Annotated in this window: 17 protein-coding genes and 2 pseudogenes; 11 read left to right on the forward strand and 8 right to left on the reverse strand. The window is 61.7% G+C overall.

What is annotated here, in order from left to right; genetic code table 11:
- Positions 1 to 296: 296 nt before the first annotated feature.
- Positions 297 to 1508 carry an IS4 family transposase gene (locus RCH12_RS17545; RefSeq protein ID WP_327017737.1) on the reverse strand — a complete coding sequence of 404 codons (1212 nt, stop codon included), beginning with the start codon at positions 1506 to 1508 and terminating at the stop codon, positions 297 to 299.
- Positions 1509 to 1876: 368 nt separating this feature from the next.
- Here RCH12_RS17545 and RCH12_RS17550 point away from each other — a divergent pair, with 368 nt between their 5' ends.
- A complete protein-coding gene (locus tag RCH12_RS17550; protein ID WP_327017738.1) occupies positions 1877 to 2995 on the forward strand; it encodes an FUSC family protein in 1119 nt (372 codons plus the stop codon).
- A 53-nt stretch (positions 2996 to 3048) separates the two neighbouring features.
- On the opposite strand, the gene RCH12_RS17555 is transcribed toward RCH12_RS17550, so the two are convergent.
- The 5 genes and pseudogenes from RCH12_RS17555 to RCH12_RS17575 form a co-directional block, all read right to left on the reverse strand.
- The gene (locus tag RCH12_RS17555; protein ID WP_327017753.1) at positions 3049 to 3351 is read right to left on the reverse strand and encodes a hypothetical protein; all 303 of its coding nucleotides are present in this window, start codon (positions 3349 to 3351) and stop codon (positions 3049 to 3051) included.
- Positions 3352 to 3659: 308 nt separating this feature from the next.
- Positions 3660 to 4235 (reverse strand): hypothetical protein, encoded by a 576-nt coding sequence (locus RCH12_RS17560; protein WP_327017739.1) that lies wholly within the window; start codon positions 4233 to 4235, stop codon positions 3660 to 3662.
- Positions 4236 to 4450: 215 nt separating this feature from the next.
- Positions 4451 to 4897: pseudogene (locus tag RCH12_RS17565) on the reverse strand (recombinase family protein); the annotation flags it as partial.
- Complete coding sequence (locus tag RCH12_RS17570; protein WP_327017740.1) at positions 4873 to 5616, reverse strand: DDE-type integrase/transposase/recombinase; 744 nt, start codon at positions 5614 to 5616, stop codon at positions 4873 to 4875. The pseudogene RCH12_RS17565 and the gene RCH12_RS17570, both read right to left, overlap by 25 nt.
- Before the next feature lie 7 nt (positions 5617 to 5623).
- Entirely contained in the window at positions 5624 to 6220 is a 597-nt protein-coding gene (locus RCH12_RS17575) for a recombinase family protein (RefSeq protein ID WP_327017741.1), read from the reverse strand.
- Positions 6221 to 6656: 436 nt separating this feature from the next.
- Between RCH12_RS17575 and RCH12_RS17580 the strand changes: the two genes are divergently transcribed.
- The 3 genes from RCH12_RS17580 to RCH12_RS17590 all read left to right on the forward strand — a co-directional run bounded on the left by RCH12_RS17580 (position 6657) and on the right by RCH12_RS17590 (position 9670).
- Positions 6657 to 7031, forward strand: coding sequence for a DUF7793 family protein (locus tag RCH12_RS17580; RefSeq protein WP_327017752.1), 375 nt, complete (start codon positions 6657 to 6659; stop codon positions 7029 to 7031).
- A gap of 335 nt (positions 7032 to 7366) precedes the next feature.
- Positions 7367 to 8872, forward strand: coding sequence for a putative bifunctional diguanylate cyclase/phosphodiesterase (locus RCH12_RS17585; protein WP_327017742.1), 1506 nt, complete (start codon positions 7367 to 7369; stop codon positions 8870 to 8872).
- Positions 8873 to 8881: 9 nt separating this feature from the next.
- On the forward strand, positions 8882 to 9670 hold the full coding sequence (locus RCH12_RS17590) for a class I SAM-dependent methyltransferase (RefSeq protein ID WP_327017743.1): 789 nt from the start codon (positions 8882 to 8884) through the stop codon (positions 9668 to 9670).
- Positions 9671 to 9837: 167 nt separating this feature from the next.
- Here RCH12_RS17590 and RCH12_RS18600 read toward each other — a convergent pair.
- Positions 9838 to 9996: pseudogene (locus tag RCH12_RS18600) on the reverse strand (hypothetical protein); the annotation flags it as partial.
- 348 nt (positions 9997 to 10344) lie between these two features.
- Between RCH12_RS18600 and RCH12_RS17595 the strand changes: the two are divergent.
- Together RCH12_RS17595 and RCH12_RS17600 are read left to right on the forward strand one after the other, a co-directional pair.
- Complete coding sequence (locus RCH12_RS17595) at positions 10345 to 11010, forward strand: hypothetical protein (protein ID WP_327017744.1); 666 nt, start codon at positions 10345 to 10347, stop codon at positions 11008 to 11010.
- Positions 11011 to 11028: 18 nt separating this feature from the next.
- Positions 11029 to 12288, forward strand: a complete 1260-nt coding sequence (locus RCH12_RS17600; protein WP_327017745.1) for an IS256 family transposase — start codon at positions 11029 to 11031, stop codon at positions 12286 to 12288.
- Between the two features lie 201 nt (positions 12289 to 12489).
- Here the strand turns inward: RCH12_RS17600 and RCH12_RS17605 are convergent, their stop codons facing one another.
- Positions 12490 to 14661 carry an alpha-galactosidase gene (locus RCH12_RS17605; RefSeq protein ID WP_327017746.1) on the reverse strand — a complete coding sequence of 724 codons (2172 nt, stop codon included), beginning with the start codon at positions 14659 to 14661 and terminating at the stop codon, positions 12490 to 12492.
- Between the two features lie 182 nt (positions 14662 to 14843).
- On the opposite strand from RCH12_RS17605, the gene RCH12_RS17610 reads away from it, so the two are divergent.
- From RCH12_RS17610 to RCH12_RS17630, 5 genes are all read left to right on the forward strand, one after another.
- Positions 14844 to 16112, forward strand: a complete 1269-nt coding sequence (locus tag RCH12_RS17610) for an ABC transporter substrate-binding protein (RefSeq protein ID WP_327017747.1) — start codon at positions 14844 to 14846, stop codon at positions 16110 to 16112.
- 70 nt (positions 16113 to 16182) lie between these two features.
- Positions 16183 to 17133, forward strand: a complete 951-nt coding sequence (locus tag RCH12_RS17615) for a carbohydrate ABC transporter permease (RefSeq protein WP_327017748.1) — start codon at positions 16183 to 16185, stop codon at positions 17131 to 17133.
- Positions 17134 to 17141: 8 nt separating this feature from the next.
- Positions 17142 to 18032, forward strand: coding sequence for a carbohydrate ABC transporter permease (locus RCH12_RS17620; protein ID WP_327017749.1), 891 nt, complete (start codon positions 17142 to 17144; stop codon positions 18030 to 18032).
- A gap of 392 nt (positions 18033 to 18424) precedes the next feature.
- Positions 18425 to 19387: a LacI family DNA-binding transcriptional regulator gene (locus RCH12_RS17625; RefSeq protein WP_327017750.1), complete on the forward strand. Its 963-nt coding sequence runs from the start codon at positions 18425 to 18427 to the stop codon at positions 19385 to 19387.
- A 392-nt stretch (positions 19388 to 19779) separates the two neighbouring features.
- A complete protein-coding gene (locus RCH12_RS17630; protein WP_327017751.1) occupies positions 19780 to 21375 on the forward strand; it encodes a GH1 family beta-glucosidase in 1596 nt (531 codons plus the stop codon).
- Positions 21376 to 21426: the final 51 nt, after the last annotated feature.

Raw genomic sequence — 21426 nt, forward strand, 5'->3', positions numbered from 1 at the left:
GTTACTGTGGTAAGTACAATTTTCCCTGATAAGACGGGCATTCTCTGTTTAACGCGCCGCTAGATTCCGATCCCGATCGGTGGATTTAGGCTAAGTGCAATACCGTTCAGTTAAGGATTCGAATGGTAATTTCTGGCTCATGGTGGGGTTGTGACCAGTGCGCGTGGTGGAAGCGTTTGGCGGGCCATTTCGAGACCTTGCGCTTGATGACGCGGGGGTTTGATCGCCGTCGCCGCGCGGGGTTCAGCCGTCGGACGAGGGCGAGGATGGCGTGACGCCAGACCGCTTTAGCGTGGTCAGGTCGCGGAGGGGGAAAAATCGCCCTGGGCCACGGAGCGGCGGGCGATGCGGAGTGCGGCGACGAAAGAGACCCGGTCAGGGTCACGGCGAGCGTGTTGGGCGGCCTCGACCATGAGGGTCCGGATCGCGTAGTGACAGCAGAGGTGGCCCCAGATTTCCTGCTTGACCAGGTCCGGGGATTTGGACCGCATCACCATGCGCGGGCCGCGCTGATGAGTCTTCAACTCGTCGAACACTGACTCGATCTCCCACCGTTCGGAGTAAACCGTCGCGAGTTGTTCCGCAGAGGCCTCATCCGGATCAAGGATCGTCGTCAGCAGTCGGTAGCCATCAGGGTTGTCGCGGCCGTCGTCGATCGTGTAGTCCACGACCCGCACGGTCAAAGGCGTTGTCGACTGCCGCCCCGGGCCGGAAGTTGGGATGATCGTGGCCAACCAAGAGCCGTCAGCGAGGGTCTCCAGATGCCGCGGCCGGAGGTCTGTTTTGACCCGCCAGAGCAGGTCGGCGCCCGTCGCTGCCGCCTGTTCCCATAGACGGAAGCCGTAGAAGCCACGGTCGGCCAGGACCAGCATGCCCGGCTTGAAGCGGCCCGAGAGCTCCCGCGAGAGCTCAATTTCCGACACTGTGCATGGGCCAATCGCCGCGTCTAGGACCGCATGCGTTCCGCACTCAGCCAGCGCAACCAAACGCGCCTGCGGGAAGGCAGATTGCTCCCCGCGGCTGACCGGCGGGCGGCCAAAGAACTCAGCGTTCACCACGCTGTCGGCCAGGTCCAAGATCGTTCCGTCGATGGACATCAAACGCCGCCCTGCCAACCACGAGCCGGGCGTGTCCGGCCCGGCTAGCGGTCGGGCGACTCGGGCAAACAGATCTCGCACCGGTTCAGATCCGAGCCTTCGGCGCGCCTGGAAAATAGCCGACTTCGACGGCGGCGCATAAGCCTCCGACCAGCCAGACGACCAGGACAGCCCATCCGTCAGCTGAGCGAAAACATCCTCATACGACGCTTCGGCGTACAGGCCCATCCCGATAGAGAAATACACCATCACCCGCGCCGGCAAGGCCCGGTTGCGTTGCTCAGTTCGACCCGCAGTCCTGACTACCTCGTCAATAACGTCCGCCGGAAACACTCGAGTCAGCAAGCCGACCGAAACCAGATCCGACAAGCGACGGTCAGAGACCGGCTTCACCCACCCTGTACGCGCCATATCCAAAAGATAACATGCAGAAGCTTAACTGAACGGTATTGAGGCTAAGTGGTCGGGCCTGATATCGCCCAGCCAAGTGAAGTAAATCGCTCGCGCGCATGACCCCGTCGCATTACCGACGGCTACGCACAAACGCGTGCTTATGCAGCTAGGGACCATTCATTCTCGTCGTCTCACGGTTCGGTTGATTCTTCGCTCATTTGTAGACCTCCGCATCATCATTGGGGCACTAATCGGCTGTCGTTGATGGTGGGCCACATATGGCCGTCCGGCTAGTGCGCCGACAATTACCGGGAAATTCCACGGTCCGGCCGGTACGGTATCGAGGCAACGAGCGCCCGTGGGTACTGTGATCGAATGGGAACACAATGACAGGCATCACGCTGGCACCAGTAAAAAGAACAGCATGGCGAGTGAAATCGCAGATAACCAGGTCGCGCATGCTGCAGGCAGCCAAAGCGGCCGTCGCCGTTGGTATTGCCTGGACTGTCGCGCCGTATTTGCCGGGGGTCGCCGACGATTACCCCTACTACGCGCCGCTCGGCGCCCTCGTGAGCATGTACCCCACGCTCATGGGTTCGATGAGGAATGCCCTGCAAACCCTCAGCGGCCTTGCCGTTGGGATTCTGCTCGCCGCGGCAGTGCTCGTCGTCAGCGCGCCGAACGTCGTGACCATTTCGCTGGCCGTCGGCGTCGGTTCGCTGATCGCTGCCACCGGGTGGTTCGGCGCTAACCGCGAATACATTCCGGTCACGGTCTTGTTCGTGCTCATCGTGGGCGGCCCGAACGCCGACTCATACTCGATCGGATACCTCTCGCAAGTCAGCTTCGGGATTGTGATCGGGCTCCTGGTCAACATGTTGATCTTTCCCGCGCTGAGCCTCGACGCCGTCGGCCGGCAGCTCTCGCACTATCGCTCGGTGCTGGCAGATCATTTGTCCGAGGTCGCTGAAGCCCTGGCCGCGAGCTGGCCGCCGGAGCGGGACGGCTGGGCATCCCGCGCTGACACCGTCGTCAGCGTCTCCCGCGACGTGCGGGCCGCGCTGCACTATGCCGACGAAAGCCGCAAAGCTAATCCGCGGGCTCGAATCCACCACCGAGACCTGCCTGCTGACTACGACGACCTAGCTGCCCTCGAAACCGTCACCTTCCACGTGCGAGATCTCACGTATGTCCTTACCGGGGCGGTGTGGAGCACCCCGATCGACGTCGAGCTGAAACCGGAGCTGCGCCCGTCGCTGAGCCTGGCCCTTGACGCGGTGGCTGCGGTGCTCCGCGACTGGGATTCGGGAAAGACGGACCTGACGGCGTATTCCACCGCGGCGGACGCACTTACATCCCTCATGACCGAACTGGACGAACGGCGTGACCCGGCGCCAGCGACATCGATGGGCGCCGCAACCGCCATCGCCATGGACATCGCCCGCATCCTCGCAGCCCTGCACTCCCGACTCGAACAGCCCCCAACGCTTGCAACTGATGCCTAGTCGCGGAGAGTGCACCCCAGGGGGTTTGACATCGGCACAGTTCTCTGGCTGACTCAGAGGTGAAGCACTTGTTGCCCAAGAACCCGGTAGCGCCACTGTTTCTCGCCATACCAAGGGAGCATCACATGAATCTTTTTGTCATCGTCGCCATCATCGCGGTTGTCCTTCTTCTTGTCGGTGGTTTTGTTCAGGCTTTCCAGTTCCTGCTCTGGATTGGCGCCATCCTCTTGGTCATCGCGATCATTGGGTGGCTCGTACGCACCATGTCCGGCCGCGGCCGCAAATCCGTGTGAACGACCGGCCGACCAGCTCAGCAAGCTAACCTCGAAGAAGAAAATAACCCCTCTTGCTTCCACCGCTTGAAACCGCCGTTCTTCAACGCGTCCCTAATTACGAGAAGCCCGAGAACGGCTGGCTGGTGCCATTCCGAGAAGCCAATCGACCAGACGTATAAAGTCGCCTATTTGGACACTCGCAGGCATCTCAACAAAGGTTCCTTTGACCGGACCAACACTTTCACGTCATCACGCGCCTCGACGGACCAATCGTGCGCAGCGTTTCTGCGGACCCTTTATTCTCAGCAATGGGTCTCACTTCACTATTCGCACGATCACCTGAAGTCAGCCTTTGACGAGACAGCGGAAGTCGAAGGTCCGGTGACAGTTCAGAGAATCGTGATGTCTGTGAATTCACGCATCGGCTCGAACCACGACCGGTCCTTGCGGACGTGTTCCTGCCGATATGACCACGCTAAAACGTCCGGCAACCCCAGGAGCAACTCAGCTGAAGGCCGACAGTGATGCGCGACCGTGTCGCGGTGCAGTCCATTGACGGATCGTCGTCGCAGGTCGCGGAAAGTCCGTTGATCAAGCTCGTTTTCCGTCGGCGTGCTCAGCGAGTCCAGAACGAATAGCTGAGTACCAAAGTCCTCATGCACTTTCGCGGCAGCAAAACTGAGGCATCGTGCTCGGGCGTCGTCGCGGTTGTCGCCAGCGGCAATCGGGGCACACACGACGATATCGAGTCCATCATTCTGACGTGCGACTAGCGCGGTGGCTTGGCGGAGCGTTTCGACTTCCCTCCGAGCGAACATCGGAGCAGCATGCAGCGCTCCCCCTCCATAGAATTCGCGGAGAGCCTCGCGTGATTCCGTCAGTGCGTCGTCAGCGACCACAGCAACAGCGACTACGTAGAACGTGTCGGTCGCCTCAGTCTCAAAGCTCTCGTCGAGATACGCCACGGGCCTGGTGTTGACCTTGTACTGGCGAGCGAGAATATCGTGGATGACTGCCTCAATAGATGACTTAAAGTAAGCAGCCCCAGGCAGTCCATAGACATCTGGGGCATAACGCCTCACTGGCAAGAAATGATTTCTCATTCGAGCGAGCTACCCGCGTTGCTTGGAGTAAGCGTACCACCACAGACCTTGAACACGCTGTGCAAGAACGGACTGCATCACACCGGGCTCGCTGCCCCTTTCACCATGGCAGCTGGGAGTGCCCGGACGCGCCTGTAGAGAGTGGCTCGGGACATTCCTAAATCTTTCGCGATCTGAGCTGTCGGCTCTCCCTGCTCAATCAACAGGGCAGCACTTCGGATCTGCGACTCGCTAAACGTGGCACGCCGGCCACCGAGATCCTTGCCGGCTGCGCGTCGTTTCGAGACAGAGTCCCCCACGCGCTCGCGCTTAATGTCAAGTTCCATCTGTGCCAAAGCCGCCATGACGGTAAAGACCATCGCCCCCATGGGCGTTCCGGTATCAACGTCTCCGCCACCCAGGTTCAATACCCGAAGGCCCGCTCCCCTCTCCCGCAGCGCCTGCGCAAAAGTCAGCATGTTTTGTGTTGAGCGTCCCAGCCGATCAAGAGTCGTAATCATCAACGTGTCACCGTCATGCAACGCACGACAGCGGTCTGCTCGAGGTGGTGGCTGATGAAGTCGGAGCCGTGGTCGACGTGCAGGATGTCGGGGATGCCGCACATGGCCCACGCGGGGTCCGTCTTCCGCCAGATCGCCTGCCGGAGAGCGAAGGCGGTGTTAATGGCTGAGGGGGCGCCGGTGAAGACCATGTACCCGCAGATGGCGCGAGAGTAGTCGTCCATTACTGTGGTCAGCCACGGTCGGTCAGGTTTGCCGTCGGCGCCGAAGATGAGGATGTCGAGTTCGGTGTGGTCGGACTGCCACATCTGGTTCGGGTACTCCGCGCGGCGGCGGAAAACGAGCTCGTGCTTGTCCCGGTACGAGACCGGCCCCTCCAGCGCCAGGGTGACCAGGGCCGGATCGAGTGCCTGCACGATCTGTCGTACGGTCGCGTAGCTGGGCGCAGGCAACTCTTTCGCTTGAGCGTCGGCGATAGCAAGACGATGCAGCGTGGCGATGCTCGGGCGTGGCCGAGTGAGGGCCAGCCGTTCGATGAATGCGACCGTCTCCGGTGAGGTTCGGCGGACGCCCTTGTCGGTGCGGTCATGAGGGTCGAGAGCTGCGACGCCGCCTGCCCGGTAGAGCTGGTGCCAGCGTTGCAGGGTGCGGGCAGAGATCCCGGTCTCTCGGGCGAGGACGGCGAGCGGGATCTGGTCTTCGACATGCAGCCGAAGAACACGCCACCGCTCGGCCGCGTCCACGAGTCACCTACACGGTGGTGTTCTCGCGGGCCGCGTTGGCCTGCTGGTGGCGGTAGAGGGTGGCCCGGCTCCAGCCGACGAGTTTCGCGGCGTCCTCCGCGGTCCGGCCCTTTGCCCTGGACTCATTGACGAGCTTGAGTTTGTCGGCAACGACGACGGGATCTGACAGAGGCCGGCCGAACTTGGTGCCGCCTTGCCGGGCAGCCGTGATCCCGGCGTTCACGCGTTCGGTAATCAGTTCGCGTTCGTACTCGGCCAAGGTGGCGAGCATGTTCAGCATCAACCGGCCCGAGGTCGTCGACGGGTCGATGCCATCGGAGATGCTCTTCACCTGGACGTCTCGCTCCCGAAGGAGCTTCACTGTGTTGAGAACATCGATCAGGGACCGTCCAAGCCGGTCGACCCGCCACACCACGACGGTGTCGCCGGGCTGGGCGTACTCGAGGAGCTTCTTCATTCCGGGGCGTGAGATCGCGGTCCGGCTGCCCGAGGTGACGTCGGCGAAAATGTCCCGCTCTTGCACACCCGATTTGACCAGGGCGTCGACCTGCAACTTCGCGTCTTGGCTTCTGGTGCTGACCCGCGTATATCCAAGATGTCTCACGGATCCATTCTGCCTTGGAAATTGCTAAAAGCGACGGAGCAAAGACACTTTGCGGTGAGACACGTTTCCAAGACAAACTGCGCCCCGGAAATCCAACGATTCGTCCGGCAGCTCGAGGAAGGCTTCGCGTGTCTCGGAAAGCTTTAGCTTTCCGAGACGCGTCGGGAGCCGGGCCCCAGTTCTTTGCCGTGCAGGAGGTTTCGATGTCCCGCGAGACGTCGCTCCATCATGGTTCGTTCAGGGCTGTGAGATCAGTAACCCGTTGACGTGATCGATTTTGGACCTGTCATTTGGAGACTCGCGCTAACAGATTGCATTTCCGTGCCCGGTGGCCTGGGTTTCAGTTGGGCTACCAGTTCGACAAGCTGATGAACATGGGTACCTTTAGGGAGTGGCTGAATAGTTCGGCGGCGTGCTCAGGGGGGAGGACGTGGTGGTGGATCCGGTAGTTGCGGACGGTGCAAAGGTATGTCTTGAAATGGGCAGTGGCGGGCTGCTCCTCCTGCGTTGGCTACCAGGGGTGCGCATTGAGGTCGAGGATGCCCGGGCCGCGATGGCGAGAGTCAACGAGGCCTGCCAGCAGGAACGGCATGCCATGCTCGTCGATATGACGGCAGTCGGTTCGGTCAGCCGCGAGGCCAGGGCTGTTTGGTCCATTCCCTGCAGCGCCTCACGCATTGCTCTGTTAGGCAAATCGCCTGTAGATCGGGTTCTGGCGAATTTCTTCCTCGGTGTGCACGTCCCGCCTTGTCCGACTCGTTTTTTTACATCGCGCAGCGAGGCCGTGGACTGGCTTAGTGCCGGTGCTTGAGCGACGTGAAGGGCTGTCTGCCGTAATGAGGGCCAAACTGGTGTCTGTCCGTTGATCGGGGCGCCCGCGGTTGCCTGGCCCGACGCTTTCCATTCGCCCGTCGGGCTGGCAGGCGCCTTCGGGCGGGTAGTCCTATTGATGGACTATCGACAGTGGGCCCACACATCGGAGGTTGATGGTGATTGGAGGATTCAGGACGTGAGGACAGATCGACTCAGGGTGAGCCGGGGGCAGGTGTCAGTTCTTCAGCCGGGGTCTGCCCAGGGCCGGACTCGCCGTCGTGGATTGCACCTTTGGATCATATGAGCTCGGGAAAGGGTGTTGCGGACCCGCGCTTGCAGCAGCTGCTGGAGGGTGTTGTCCGGTTGGCTGCCGGTGAGCTAGACACACGCATGAAGCCTTCGGAACGTAGGGACGACATTGATGCTGTCATCACAGGTGTCAACCTGCTCGCGGAAGAACTTGAACATATTTACTCGGATATGGAACAGCGGGTTGCCGACCGTACCGCCATGTTGTGGCGAACGCAGGCTGAGTTGGAACAGATGGCCAAGACGGATGCCTTAACAGGCCTTGCGAATAGGACCTTGCTCAATGAGCGGATTCAGGAAGCAATCCTGGCTAGTGTGGACAGCGGCAAAGCCCCGGCCGTTTTGGTTCTGGATCTGGATTCTTTCAAGTCCATCAATGACACCTTGGGCCATGGTGCCGGTGACGCCGTGCTGGTCGAGGTTGCCAGGCGTCTCCGCTCCGCTGTCAGGGCCTCCGATACCGTGGCCCGTCTGGGCGGGGATGAATTTGCCGTCGTCATCACCAAGGCCACGGAAGAGGAGATCTTGCAAATTGCGCACCGGGCATCGGAGCAGTTGCAGGACAGCGTGCGTGTCGGAAACGAAACGGTTTGGGCGATGGCTAGCATCGGGGTTTGCATTGGCACGCTAGGGTATCCGGCCGAGGCGTTGATGCGCGATGCTGACATCGCCATGTATCAGGCGAAGGCGCAGGGTCGCAACAACGTCCAGCTCTTCCACCCCGATATGCTCGACGCTGTCCGGGAACGCTCACGCATAACCGCCGAACTGCGCAGCGCTGTTGCCGGAGGCGAACTGGCACTTCGGTACCAGCCGGTGGTCGAATTGGCCTCGGGCAGGGTCATAGGCATCGAAGCCCTCCTTCGGTGGCATCATCCCGTGCGCGGAATCATTATGCCGGACAGCTTCATCCGCATCGCGGAAGAAACCGGTCTGATCCTGGAGCTGGGACGGTGGGTGCTGCATGAAGGAGTCGCCCAGATGAGTCGCTGGCACGAAACCGCACCTGACCTGACGGACTTCCGTCTGCACATCAATCTTTCCGCCGCCGAACTGCTTCGCAGTGACCTGCTGCAGGACGTCAAGGATACGCTGGACAGGAATCACGTGGCCCCGCGGCGTTTGGTTTTGGAGATCACCGAGACCGTGTTGATGTCGAGGGGAACGGCGGAAGAGCAGGTCCTGGGCGGGCTGCGGGATCTGGGCGTGGGGCTGCAAATCGACGACTTCGGTACCGGCTATTCGTCCATCAGTTACCTCCGGTCGCTTCCCGCTGACACGGTGAAGGTCGACCATTCCCTGATTCAGGACATAGGCTCGGACCCGCAACAGCAGAAGTTTGTTGCTGCCATTCTTCAGCTGATTTCCGCTGCGGGACTGGAAGCGATCGTGGAAGGCATCGAAACCGCCGAGCAGGCGGTCCAGTTGCAGACTATGGGTTGCCTGTATGGGCAAGGCTATTACTATGGCCACCCGCTACCGCCAGCAGAGGTACTGGATCGACTCCGGAGTCTCGCTCAACGTCAGTAGAATGAGGGCATGTCAAAGCTCTGGGAACGGATGCTGCTTGTCCCCACAGTAGTACGCCTCACTTCCCGGGCACCGAGGGACCCGGCGGCCGCGTGGGATGGGTACTGGCGCGGAATCCACACCACCGGTCGTTCCGGAGACGTGCTGTGGGACTCCGGATCCCCGACCGAGTATGCGCAGTACTCGGACGCTGTCGTAGCCCACTTTGATCCGGCTCTTCCGGTGATTGACGTCGGGTGTGGCAACGGAACCTACACCCGCTGGCTTGCTGGTCTTTTTCCCAGCGTGCTCGGCATCGATGTTTCTACCGGCGCGGTCGAGTTAGCGAGAAGGGAAGCTGCAGGCCTCCAGAACGCCGACTTCATGGTCATGGACGCTGCGGGAGTAGGTGCGGGAGAGCACCTGTTGGAGCGGGTGGGGCCTGCCAACGTTTTTGTCCGTGGAGTCTTTCACGTCCTGAAGCCCGACAAGCAGGCCAGCTTGGCTGCCAACCTACGAACCGTCGTCGGGAGCAGCGGCCGGGTGTTCCTCGCCGAAACCAACTTCCACGGAAGCAGCCTTGCCTATCTGCAGCAGCTGGGTGCCACCCGGCGAAGCATGCCCCGGCAGTTGCAGAGTGCCTTGGAAAACCTGCCCCGCCCCGGGCGTTTCGGCGCCCAGGAACGGCACAGCGCTTTTTCGGATTCAGGCTGGCAATTGATCGCGGACGGGCCGGTAAACATCGAAGTGGTCCCGATAAACTCCACCGGACTTTCGCAGCAGGTCCCGGGATATTTCGCTCTTCTGGCCGGCGCATGAACGTCAGTGGGGACAACAACTAGCGGACAGCCGCCCCTGCCCGACGTTTTTCGACGCTAACCGTCGAGGAACTGCTGGCCGGGGATTGAGGACGAATGCGCGGGAAAGTCACGCTAAGCCGGTGAGGCCAGTAGTAGAGGTCTGGTCGGCGCCGCAGTTCCGCCGGGTCACAACGCGAGGGTGGGGCGTCGTCCGATGCTTTCGTTGGTGAGGTGGCCGTAGATCGTGGAGCGCGGGATCTGAAGCAGATCTGCGATGTGCTGAACGGTGTGGCCCCCGCCGTCGTAGAGGTGGTGGGCGTGGCCGGCCTGGTCGCGGGTGCGTTTGGGGCGTCTTCCCCCGGTTCGTCCGCGGGCGCAGTCCGTCGCGGGTGTTGGTAAGTATTTGAGGCTTTGAGCACCACCTGATCGCGCGGTTCAGCACCACCGATCGTGCGAGAGAGCACCAATGATGATGTCGCTCAGCACCAGTTGAGTATTTGCGGGTTTGGGGGCCAGTCAATATTGCCTTCGGGGGCCACGGATATTGCCGCCGGGCGCCAGGCTGTCGCACGGTCGGGGGCCGCTGGCGGGTCACGTCCCGCTGAGTGGTGTAATTCCTCGTCACCGTGAATCAGACCCGGCCGGTACCGGCCCCTCCGACCCGCGCCGAAACACAAGAAGTAAGCTGGACGCATGGCCGGACCCTTCGACGATCCCGACGTTCAACGCCTCATGCACGACGCTGGTGTTGTTCACAAACCCGGGCTCTCCGCCGAGCTCCTCCAAGAGATCGGCCCGCTACTGGCCGAAGACGGCTTCGATATCGACAACCTCGAAACCACCGACCTCGACACCCTGAACCTGGCGCTGGGCCGCGCAATAGAACGACGAAACTTCGAACGCTTCGTACCCGTCGGCCAGGCCCGTGCGATGGCACTAACCGCTCTTCGCCTGACGGCCGAAGCAATCAGCGAGAACGAGAGCGCACTAGCGGAGGCACTCATCCGCAGCATCCAGCCCGAACCCGACGACGGGATGCCGTCCATCGCGCAGACCATCGGCGTCAGCCTGGGGGTCCTCGACACGTGGCACACCGACCCGCAGCTACGTCAAGCAGTGCAACGCACCCGCATGCCTGTCTGGGAGAAACACGCCCGCACAGCAGGGACCGATATCCTCGCGCTCGCCCGCAAAGGACGAGCATTCGACTCCATCAGCGGCCTGCACGCCCGCCACAACGGACTCACCATCCTGCACGGCAGCATCCTCGCCGTCACCGGGACCCTACAAACCTGGGCCACACACGAACACACCACCGTCAGAGAACTCTCTTTACGTGTCCTCGCCCAGGACACGTAAACCCGAGCACCGGACACGATGGCTCTAGACCAGTCTGCCCTGCTTGCGCTCCTCGCGGATCTCAAACTCACCCACGTCACTGATCGAATCCGGTTGGCGACCGAGACGCTCTATCAAGAACTCATCGACGCGGAGGCCACCGCACACATCGGTGCCGACCGATTCGAGCGCAACACCGACCGCACTACCCAGCGAAACGGCACCCGGGCCCGGCTCCTCTCGACGACGGCCGGGGACCTGAACCTCAAGATCCCCAAGCTGCGCCAGGGGTCGTTCTTCCCCGCGCTGCTCGAGCAGCGCCGCAGGGTCGACCAGGCCCTGTTCACCGTCGTTATGGAGGCCTACCTCCACGGCGTCTCGACCCGGAAAGTCGACGATCTCGTAAAAGCCCTCGGCGCCGATACTGGCATCTCCAAGTCCGAAGTGTCCCGGATTTGTGAGGGTCTCGACGGGGAGGTGGCCGCATTCCGCGACCGTGACCTGGGCGAGACCGGGTACCCGTATGTGTTCCTCGACGCGACGTACTGCAAGGCCCGCGTTAACCACCGTGTCATCTCCCAAGCGATGGTCGTCGCCATCGGCGTCGCCTCCGACGGGCGCCGCGAGGTCCTCGGTTTCGACGTGGGTGACAGTGAGAACGAGGTCTTCTGGACGGGCTTCCTGCGCTCCCTCCGAGCACGCGGTTTGGACGGGGTGAAGCTCGTCATCTCCGACGCCCACACCGGTTTGAAGAAGGCGATCAGCACCGTCTTCCAAGGCGCCAGCTGGCAGCGCTGTCGGGTGCATTTCATGCGAAACGTGCTCTCGATCGTGCCGCGCGCCAGTCAGGAAGTGGTCGCGTCGATGATCCGCACCATCTTCGCCCAGCCCGACGCGAAGCACGTTCAGGCGCAGTTTGACGAGGTCGTCCGGGTACTCACGCCTACCCACTCCAAGGTCGCCCAGATGCTCCTCGACGCCCGGGAAGACATCCTCGCGTTCTGCGGGTTCCCGCCCAAACACTGGTGCCAGATCTGGTCCACTAACCCGATCGAACGAGTAAATAAAGAGATCAAGCGTCGAACCGACGTCGTCGGCGTGTTCCCCAACCCGGCGGCCCTGCTCCGCCTCGCCGGCGCGGTCCTCGTCGAGCAGCACGACGAGTGGGAGGCCGGGTCCCGCCGCTACCTCTCCGAGGCCTCCATGAGCCAGCTGGACGCCCTCAACGTGGCTCTCACCGACGCCGACGCGGGCACACTCACCGGGGTGATTCACATTCCCGAGTTGACTGCGGCATAATCAGAAAACACTGACCTGCACGGTGACGAGGAATTACACCACCCAGCGGGACGTGACCCAGCACAGTCACGGAGGCCGAACCGAAACTAGCCGCCTAAACTCACGCTGGCCTCATTCACCTTGACAAATTCCGCCTCGAATCGTCGGTCATTGGCCCATAGTTTACTCGTGTACAGCGGGCTCGCCGCAAGTCTGATGTCCTCAATTTTCGAGTTGGTCTACCCGTGTCAAAGTCGTTAGAGCGCTGAGGTAGTCCTGGTTCGAGAACCTCAGGGTGCCGTTCGATGGATCCGTGTTCAGTGCATCGTGGAGCACGAGACCGCGCTCCATGAGGTATCCGCCACTGTGGGTTCGACCGGTTGTGTGATTCAAATAGCCGGCATTTGGCTCAAGCCCATGGAGGGTCGTTCGCCGGGCACCCCGATGCAAGGATCTACGGGGCTCGTAGGACAAGATGACCACGGCTTCTCCGTACAGGTACTGCACTGCTGAAAGGGTGACCCCAGGGGTGCCGTCCAGACGATGCAAGGCTCCGAGCTGGATGACGTCGCGAATCTCCTTGTAATCCTGGACGAAGGCAGCAGCACGGTCGAGCTCCTCGTCTGTCCAGGCGCCGAGATCAGCGCCGATCGAGAGGGCTCCTGCCATGGCGACGTGGAATCGGTACTCGAGGGGGACGGCGCGCTTGGTGGTGGGGTTGGGGGAGTCAGTAACCCAGTTGCACATCGCGCTAACAGGGTAGAGCTGACTGAAGCCATGTTGTATGGTCTGGCGGTCCAGCGCATCAGTATTATCGGAGGTCCAGAACTGGTCCACTACCTCCATCATTCCGAGGTCAACGCGCCCGCCCCCGCCTGTGCATGATTCGATCCGCAGAGAGGGGTGCCGAGCGCGGAGGGTACGCATGATGTCGTACACCGCCCGAGTGTGACTCAACCAGAGGGATCCTTGGCGACACGGTTCGTCCGGCCAGCCAGCTTGGCTAAACGGGCGATTCATATCCCACTTCAGAAAGTCCAGTCGGTAAGTGGAGACAAGGTCGTCGAGCCAATCCAGTGCCCACCGCTTCACGTCGTCGCGGGCGAAGTTCAGCACAAGCTGGTTGCGGGCTTCGAGCCGTGACCTGCCTTCAAAATTCAGGACCCAGTCCGGGTGCTCGCGGTATAGGTCGCTGTCCGGGTTGGCCATTTCCGGCTCCACCCAAAGCCCGAACCCCATGCCCAGTCCGCGCACGTGCTCGGTGAGCGCGTGGAGGCCGTTGGGGAATCTCGCCGGATTCGGGTACCAATCCCCTAGGCCTCTGGCGCTATTTGTCCGCGATCCGAACCAACCGTCGTCGAGGACGAATACCTCTGCGCCGATCTGGGCCGCCTTTTCGGCCAGCCGCATCTGGTTCGTCTCGGAGACCTCGAACCCCGTAGCCTCCCACGAGTTATAGAGAACCGGGCGGACCTCATGACGGGACGGTCGAAGATGGTGTAGAACGAACGCGTGCCACTTGCGCGACGTCTCACCAAAGCCTCCATCTGTAGCCAGCCCATAGGAGGGGGGCGTGACGTGTCGCTCTCCGCTCTTCAGAACGAGATGTACGCCCTCGTGCCCGAAGCCTGTCGAGACGGACACGCCCCCTTCGGGCCGGTGCTGCGCTGTCAAATGCCAGCTGCCACTCCAGCCGAGCGCCATGGTACGGACGAGACCCGAGGTCTCCGTCGCCGACCCCGAATGGATCATGATCCATGGATTCGCTTGATGGCTGGTAGTGCCAGTTCGTGACGTAAATGTGAGATCCCCAATGGGGAGTGGTCCCCGCTTCAACTGGGTCTCGGCGGCCCATTGGCCGTGTGTGGATGAGTACCAGTAGTCGTCGGTATCGTCCACGAACCAGTTCGCTGAATCTGCGCGCAGTAGGACGACGTCGTCCTCCGCATCCCCGCCCGACTCGATCTCGACCCACCGTTCAATCACATCGCTGTCGGCCTGTATCCGGTAGTGGAGATGGGCCCAGAAAGGGAAGAGGGAGTCCTTGAGGGTCAGCACAAGGGTCGATTCGCTTCCGCTCTCGTGAATTTGGGCCCCGCCAAAGATCAGTTCTAGCGATTGATTTGCCCCGTGGAAAATCACCTGCAGACCGGGAACGCCCCATCGGAGCCCGCCGTCTGCAAGAATCTCCTGCTCCACCTCCGCCGGACGGGACGAATCACTGATCCACCTTGGCGTATCGCCTTTCAGGAGCTCCGCCCAGTCCCTATGCGGGAGACGGGATCCCCAGTGCCTTTGGGCAGGCAACCCGTTGCTATCCAGAGCGATGGCGTAGAGGGAGGCGGGGGTCTCGATGAACCAGGCGCGCCCTCCCTCAGTGGCGGTGATGGGCACGAATTGCCGTCCTTTCCGTTTGCCGGCGAAAAAAGATTCGCGTTGCGAGTCTCGCCCGTGTTTTAATCAACATTACTCGTGTAAATGTTATCTTTGCGCTCTCGATGAGTTTTCAGCGCACGAGGCCCTATCACATTCCGGGATGGTTCCGGAGACCCACACAAAGGAGTGAAGTGAGAATCATGCAACGAAAACGAATCGTCGCAACGGTGGCCGCGGTCACCGGCGTAGTCCTGCTCGTCGCGGGCTGTACGCCAGGGACCGGATCATCGGATGGGAATGGCGAGGTGACCCTCACCTTGGGCACCTACGGTGATTTCGGGTATACCGACGAAATGCTTGCGGAGTATGAGCAAGCAAACCCTGGTGTCACGATCGTGCAGGAGAAGGCGGCCGATGCTGGCGTGGCGCGCGATAACGTATTCACGAAGCTCGGCGCCGGTTCTGGCCTTCCCGACGTCCAGGCATTGGATGGCGACTGGCTGGCAGAAGTGCTGCAGTACCCGGACAAGTTCGTCGATCTTTCGAACCCCGAGGTCGACGATCGATGGCTTGACTGGAAATATAATGCTGCAGTCGACGATGAGGGACGTCTGCTCGGGTACGGAACAGACATTGGACCTCAGGGCGTCTGCTACCGCAAGGACCTTTTCGAAGCGGCCGGTCTACCGACCGATCGAGACGAAGTCGCGGCGCTCCTCGAAGGCGATTGGGATCACTTCTATGACGTCGGCCGCGACTATGTGGACAAGACAGGACAGGCCTGGTTCGATAACCCCAGCTCCGCGTTCCAGGGGCGCATCAACCAGGTCGAGTACGCGTTCGAAGACGGGGAAGGCAACATAACGGCTGCGACCGACCCCAAGATCGAGGCGATCTTCCGCGAGGTCGTCAAGGGGGGCATTGACACCTCCGCAGCTGTGGGGGGATTCACTGACGACTGGTACGCCGGAATGGCCAACGGGACGTTCGCAACGCTTCTCTGCCCGGCGTGGATGCTGGGCATTGTCTCAGGCAATGCGCCGGACGTCACGACGTGGGATATCGCGAACGTGTTCCCCGGCGGCGGCGGGATTTGGGGCGGCTCGTACCTCTCCGTGCCGGCTCAGGGCGCTCATCCTGAGGAGGCCAAGGCACTTGCAGATTGGCTGACAGCTCCCGAGCAGCAGATCAAGGCGTTCGTCAATGCAGGACCGTTCCCTAGCCAGATTGGCGCATACACCGAGCCGGAACTTCTGGATTTCAGCAATGAGTACTTCGGCAATGCTCCGGTCGGTCAGATCTTCATCGATCGCGCTAAGGCGGTAACGGTAACGACCTATAAGGGGCCAGATTTCTTCCAAGTCTACCGCATCATCAATGCCGGTATTACTCGGGCCGCGGAGGAACAGACTCAGACGGTTGATGAGTCGTGGAATCAGGTGCTCGAGGAACTCAAAGCCCTCGAATAGTCAAGGGAGTCGGCTGGGACCGCGTCGTTCCAGCCGACTCCACCGAGTTCTACTAAGCAAAGGAATCTTTATGGCCGCGTCATCGGTCGTCAATGACGAGCGCATCATCCGGCGCATCGCCTTCAGCCAGAGGCTGAGCCGGTGGGATGTGAAATTTTCGCCCTATCTCTACATTTCGCCGTTCATCATCGTGTTCGCGATCACCGGCCTCTTTCCGCTCCTTTACACCGCCGTGGTCGCGGTTCACGAGTGGAACCTGATCGGCGGGCAAGGGGACTTTGTCGGGCTGGACAACTTTGCCTTTGTCCTCGGGCAGGAGAAGTTCTGGATCGCGCTGCGAAACACACTCAGCATCTTCGTGCTGACCACGGTACCGCAGGTCATCTTCGCGCTGGTGATCGCCGCCATCCTCAATAACAACCTGCGCGCCAAGACTTTTTGGCGGATGGGGGTGCTGCTCCCGTACGTGGTCGCTCCCGTCGCGGTAGCGCTCATTTTCAGCAATATGTTCGCCGACAAGAGCGGCCTCGTGAACAACGCGCTCGCTCTCATTGGACTTGACCCGGTGGCCTGGCACTCGCAAGTGATTCCGAGCCATTTCGCCATCGCCCTAATGGTCAACTTCCGGTGGACCGGATACACCGCGCTGATTCTGCTCGCAGCTATGCAGGCGATTTCTCGCGACTACTACGAGGCGGCGATGCTCGACGGTGCAGGCCGCTTCCGGCAGCTCGTGTCCATAACGATCCCGCAGTTGAGGCCGACTCTGATCTTCGTCATTATTACCGCGACGATCGGCGGCTTGCAAATCTTCGACGAACCGAAACTCTTCGATCAAGGAGGGACAGGCGGGGCGGATTCGCAATGGATGACCATCACCCTGTACCTCTACAACCTGGGTTGGGGTCAGCTCGACTTCGGCAGGGCTTCTGCGGTCGCATGGCTGCTTTTCCTGCTCATCATCGTCATCGGTTTGTTGAACTTCGCGATTTCGCGCCGCATCGCCAGCAACCAGACTTGAGGATAATCATGACTCTCACCGCTTCATCCACACCCGCAGCACCTGCCTCTACCCAGACGCGGCGGCACGCTGTCAAGGGGTCTCGGCCTGGGTTTCTGACCTACGGCTTCCTCTTGGCCGTCATCCTCGGTTCGCTCTTCCCACTGTGGTGGTCGTTCATTATTGCCAGCGGTGATGCGTCGACCATCCGCAGCTCCGAGATCCCCTGGTGGCCGGGTGGTAACTTCATCGCCAACGCCCTGACCGTAGTCGACAACCCGAACTTGAACTTTTGGGGCGCAGTCGGGAACAGCATCATCGTTTCGACTGTCGTTTCCGGTTCAGTGGTGCTGTTTTCGATGATCGCAGGCTATGCGTTTGCGAAGCTGAAGTTCCGTGGTTCGTCCGGGCTTCTCGTGTTCGTCGTCGCAACGATGGCTGTACCGACTCAACTGGGAATCGTGCCGCTGTTCATCCTTATGACCCAGCTCCAGCTCGCTGGCAGCTTGTGGGCTGTCATCTTGCCCGGCTTGGTATCTGCTTTCGGCGTCTTCTGGATGACGCAGTACATGAGTCAGGTCATACCCGATGAACTCATCGAAGCGGCTCGCATCGATGGGGCTTCAACGATCGGAACCTTCTGGTACGTCGCGGTGCCTGCGGCCCGTCCCGCCGCGGCGATGCTGGCCCTGTTCACGTTTGTCGCGACATGGACCAACTTCTTCTGGCCGTTCGTGGTGCTCGATCGCCAGAGCCCGACTTTGCCCGTGGCGCTGGCCCTGCTGCAGAGTAACTTCTTTGTCGACTACTCTCTTGTGCTCGCAGGCGTCGTTCTCGCCACAATTCCGCTTCTACTCCTGTTTATCTTCGTGGGGCGGCAACTGGTCTCGGGGATTATGCAAGGAGCCGTGAAGGGTTGATAAACACGACTGCTCGGGATGCAAGACGCATGCGTGAGGCCGGGCAATCTAACTGTCCACAGGTCGCGAAGTCACTCCGGGGGCTTCGAGAACTTCGAGGGTCTCATTGGCGAAATCGAGTCGGTGTTGGGTAACTATCACGCGACGCACACCATCAACAACGCCGCGGAGCGTTCGCAGACCGTGCGATACCACCCGAACTTGATCTCCGACCGTGCCGAGCGATCCGACCTAATCGCGCGCGGAGACGCCTCCGAGGTCCCGTGGCGTCGGCGACGGTCACGACCGGTTTATCGCGACATATTCTGGCCGGAGATGACTAGCATCGAGACCTGGCTCCATGTGACGAGGAAGGAACGGACATCGCCGATTCTGGTTCGAGACGACAGCGCGTGACGCGTCGGGATGTCGCGCGCCTGGCGGGTGTGAGCGACGCGGTCGTGACATACACGCTCAATGGTGCGGCACCGGTTGCCGTGGGCACGGCCGCTCGGGTCCGTGACGCGATCCGCGTGCTCGGATACACGCCCAACGCTTCGGCGCGAGCGTTGCGGATGGGGACGTCGAAGCTCCTGGGAGTGATCGTGCCAGACGCGACCAACCTGTTCACTGCCGACCTCTGTCGTGCGGTCGACCGCGCAGCGCGCGCCGAGGGATACGACGTGTTGACGATGTACTCCGGCGGCGATCACGCTCGCATTGGAGAACTCGTGCAGGTTCTGGCATCGCGGCAGGTCGACGGCGTTCTTCTCGCGCTCGTGGTCGATGAGCAGGATGTGACCGTGCTCGATGCGTCAGGGTTGGTGTGGGCGGTACTGAACCCGACGGAGGCCGTGCCCGGGGCGCGCGGTGTCGGTGTCGACCTCGAGGAGGGTGCGCGCATCGCGACCGAACATCTTCTATGGCATGGATATCGCAGCGTCGGCTTCGTCGGGCCGAGTAAGGACGCACGAGTCGTCGGATGGCGTGCCGCACTGGAGGCCGCAGGTGTCGAGCCGGGACCGATCTTCGAGTGCGACTTCACCCGAGAGGAGGGATACCGTGCAGGGATCGAGGTCGCCGCGCGCAGCCACGAACTGGATGCAGTCTTCATCGGCTCCGACATGATCGCGAACGCCGCCCTTCGAGCAATCCATGAAGGGGGCCTCGATGTTCCCGGCGATCTCGCCATCGTGAGCTTCGACGGCTCCGCAGAGGCCGAGTACTCCTGGCCGGCCCTCACCACGGTGTACCAGCCGATCGGGGCTCTGGCCGTGAGGGCACTCGATCATCTGCTTGGCCGGCAGCCACAGCAGCCAGGGACAATTGCACTGCTGCGCGGCGAGCTCGTCATCCGTTCGTCGTGCGGATGCTGACCATGCGCACAACTCAACGCTCGTCGCGACAGATCGTCGGGAACGCGGATGGATGACCTGGCCAAGCCGATCCAAAATCCCGACGGTTGGGACCCGCTCAACTTCATGATCCGGGCTATCACCCATCTCAATCAGCGAGTGCGCGGAACGGTCTGCCCGATTCCACGTCGGACACACAGTGGAGGCCGTTGCGACGACTGCATGAAAAACGCCGCCGTGGTCGAGCACTGCGACGAGGGCGGAACTCGGCCGCGGCCGCCACCTCCCCTCGACCGCATGTGCCAGCTTGACGCGTTCAGTGTCGCCGCGCGGGCAACTTGCGGGGAGCGATCCGTATCGCGCCCGACCAGCCGGAAGCGACATCCTTATATCAACCGAAAGGCAATCTCAACATGACCGTTTACAGCCAGGGCAACCCGGACTACCGCGACTCGGGGCTTCGCTTCCCTGAGGGCTTCATCTTCGGATCAGCGACGGCATCGTACCAGATCGAGGGTGCGTTCAACGAAGACGGACGCGGTCCATCCATATGGGATACCTTCAGCCGCACACCCGGAAAGGTCGTCAACGGCGACACCGGTGAGGTGGCGGACGACCACTACCACCGCCTCGAGGAAGACCTGGACCTGATGCAGAAGCTTGGGTTGCACGCCTACCGGTTCTCGATCGCGTGGCCGAGGATCCAGCCGACAGGGCGGGGGCCGGCCAACGAGAAGGGCCTCGCCTTCTACGGACGTCTCGTCGACGGGCTCATTGCCCGGGGCATCCGCCCGATCGCGACCCTGTACCACTGGGACCTGCCGCAGGCGCTCGAGGACGAGGGCGGCTGGACCAACCGCGAGACCGCACTTGCCTTCGCCGACTACGCCCGGATCATGGGTGAGGCGCTCGGCGACCGGGTCGACACCTGGACGACCCTCAACGAACCGTGGTGCTCCGCGTACCTCGGCTACGGCTCCGGAGTGCACGCCCCGGGTCGCACCAACGATGCCGCGGCGCTTACTGCCGTACACCACCTGAACCTTGCCCACGGGCTTGCGGTCATCGCACTGCGCAAGGTCGTCACGAACGACCCCGACTTCTCGATCACGCTCAATCTGCAGGTTATTCGCGGCGACGGTCCGACTGGCCCGGAGGCCGTTCGCCGCATCGACGCGCTCGCCAACCGGGTGTTCCTCGGCCCGCTACTCAAGGGCGAGTACCCGGCGGATGTCGTCGACGACACCCGGGGAATCACGGACTGGTCGTTCGTGCGGCCGGGTGACACCGAGATCATCCACCAGCCGATCGACGTGCTCGGGGTGAACTACTACTCGACTATCCTCGTGCGCCTGTGGGACGGCGCCGCCCCTCGAACGAACGCCGACGGTCACGGGGACACCGGCGGCTCGCCGTGGCCAAGTGCCGAGCAGGTCGAGTTCCTGGCGCAGCCCGGCCCGCACACGGATATGGGCTGGAACATCGAACCAGCCGGGCTCGAGGAACTGCTCGTGTCCCTCCACGAGGAATTCCCGGACCAACCGCTCATGGTCACCGAGAACGGTGCCGCGTTCCCGGATGTGCTCGTACAGACCCCGGACAGGTCCGCCGTACACGATGTGGACCGCACCGATTACCTGCGCAGGCACTTCACGGCCGCACATCGGGCGATCGCGCGCGGCGCTGACCTGCGCGGATACCAGGTTTGGTCGTTCATGGACAACTTCGAGTGGGCGTACGGCTACACGAAGCGGTTCGGCATCGTGCACATCGACTACGACACCCAAGTGCGCACACCGAAGGACAGCGCCCTGTGGTACGCCCAGCTCGCCTCGACCGGGATCATCCCTCCGACCCCAACCGCGTCCCAAACGGCAGGCCGCGACCGAAATCGAGCAGACCGGCCGGCCGAACCAGGAACCGTTCACAGTCCCCTCAGTGGAATCGCCGGGCAAAGCGCTGATAAGCCTAAATCCACCGATCGGGATCGGAATCTAGCGGCGCGTTAAACAGAGAATGCCCGTCTTATCAGGGAAAATTGTACTTACCACAGTAACAAT

Origin of the sequence: Cryobacterium sp. MP_3.1 (genome assembly GCF_035984795.1) — a bacterium.
Lineage (GTDB): Bacteria > Actinomycetota > Actinomycetes > Actinomycetales > Microbacteriaceae > Cryobacterium > Cryobacterium zongtaii.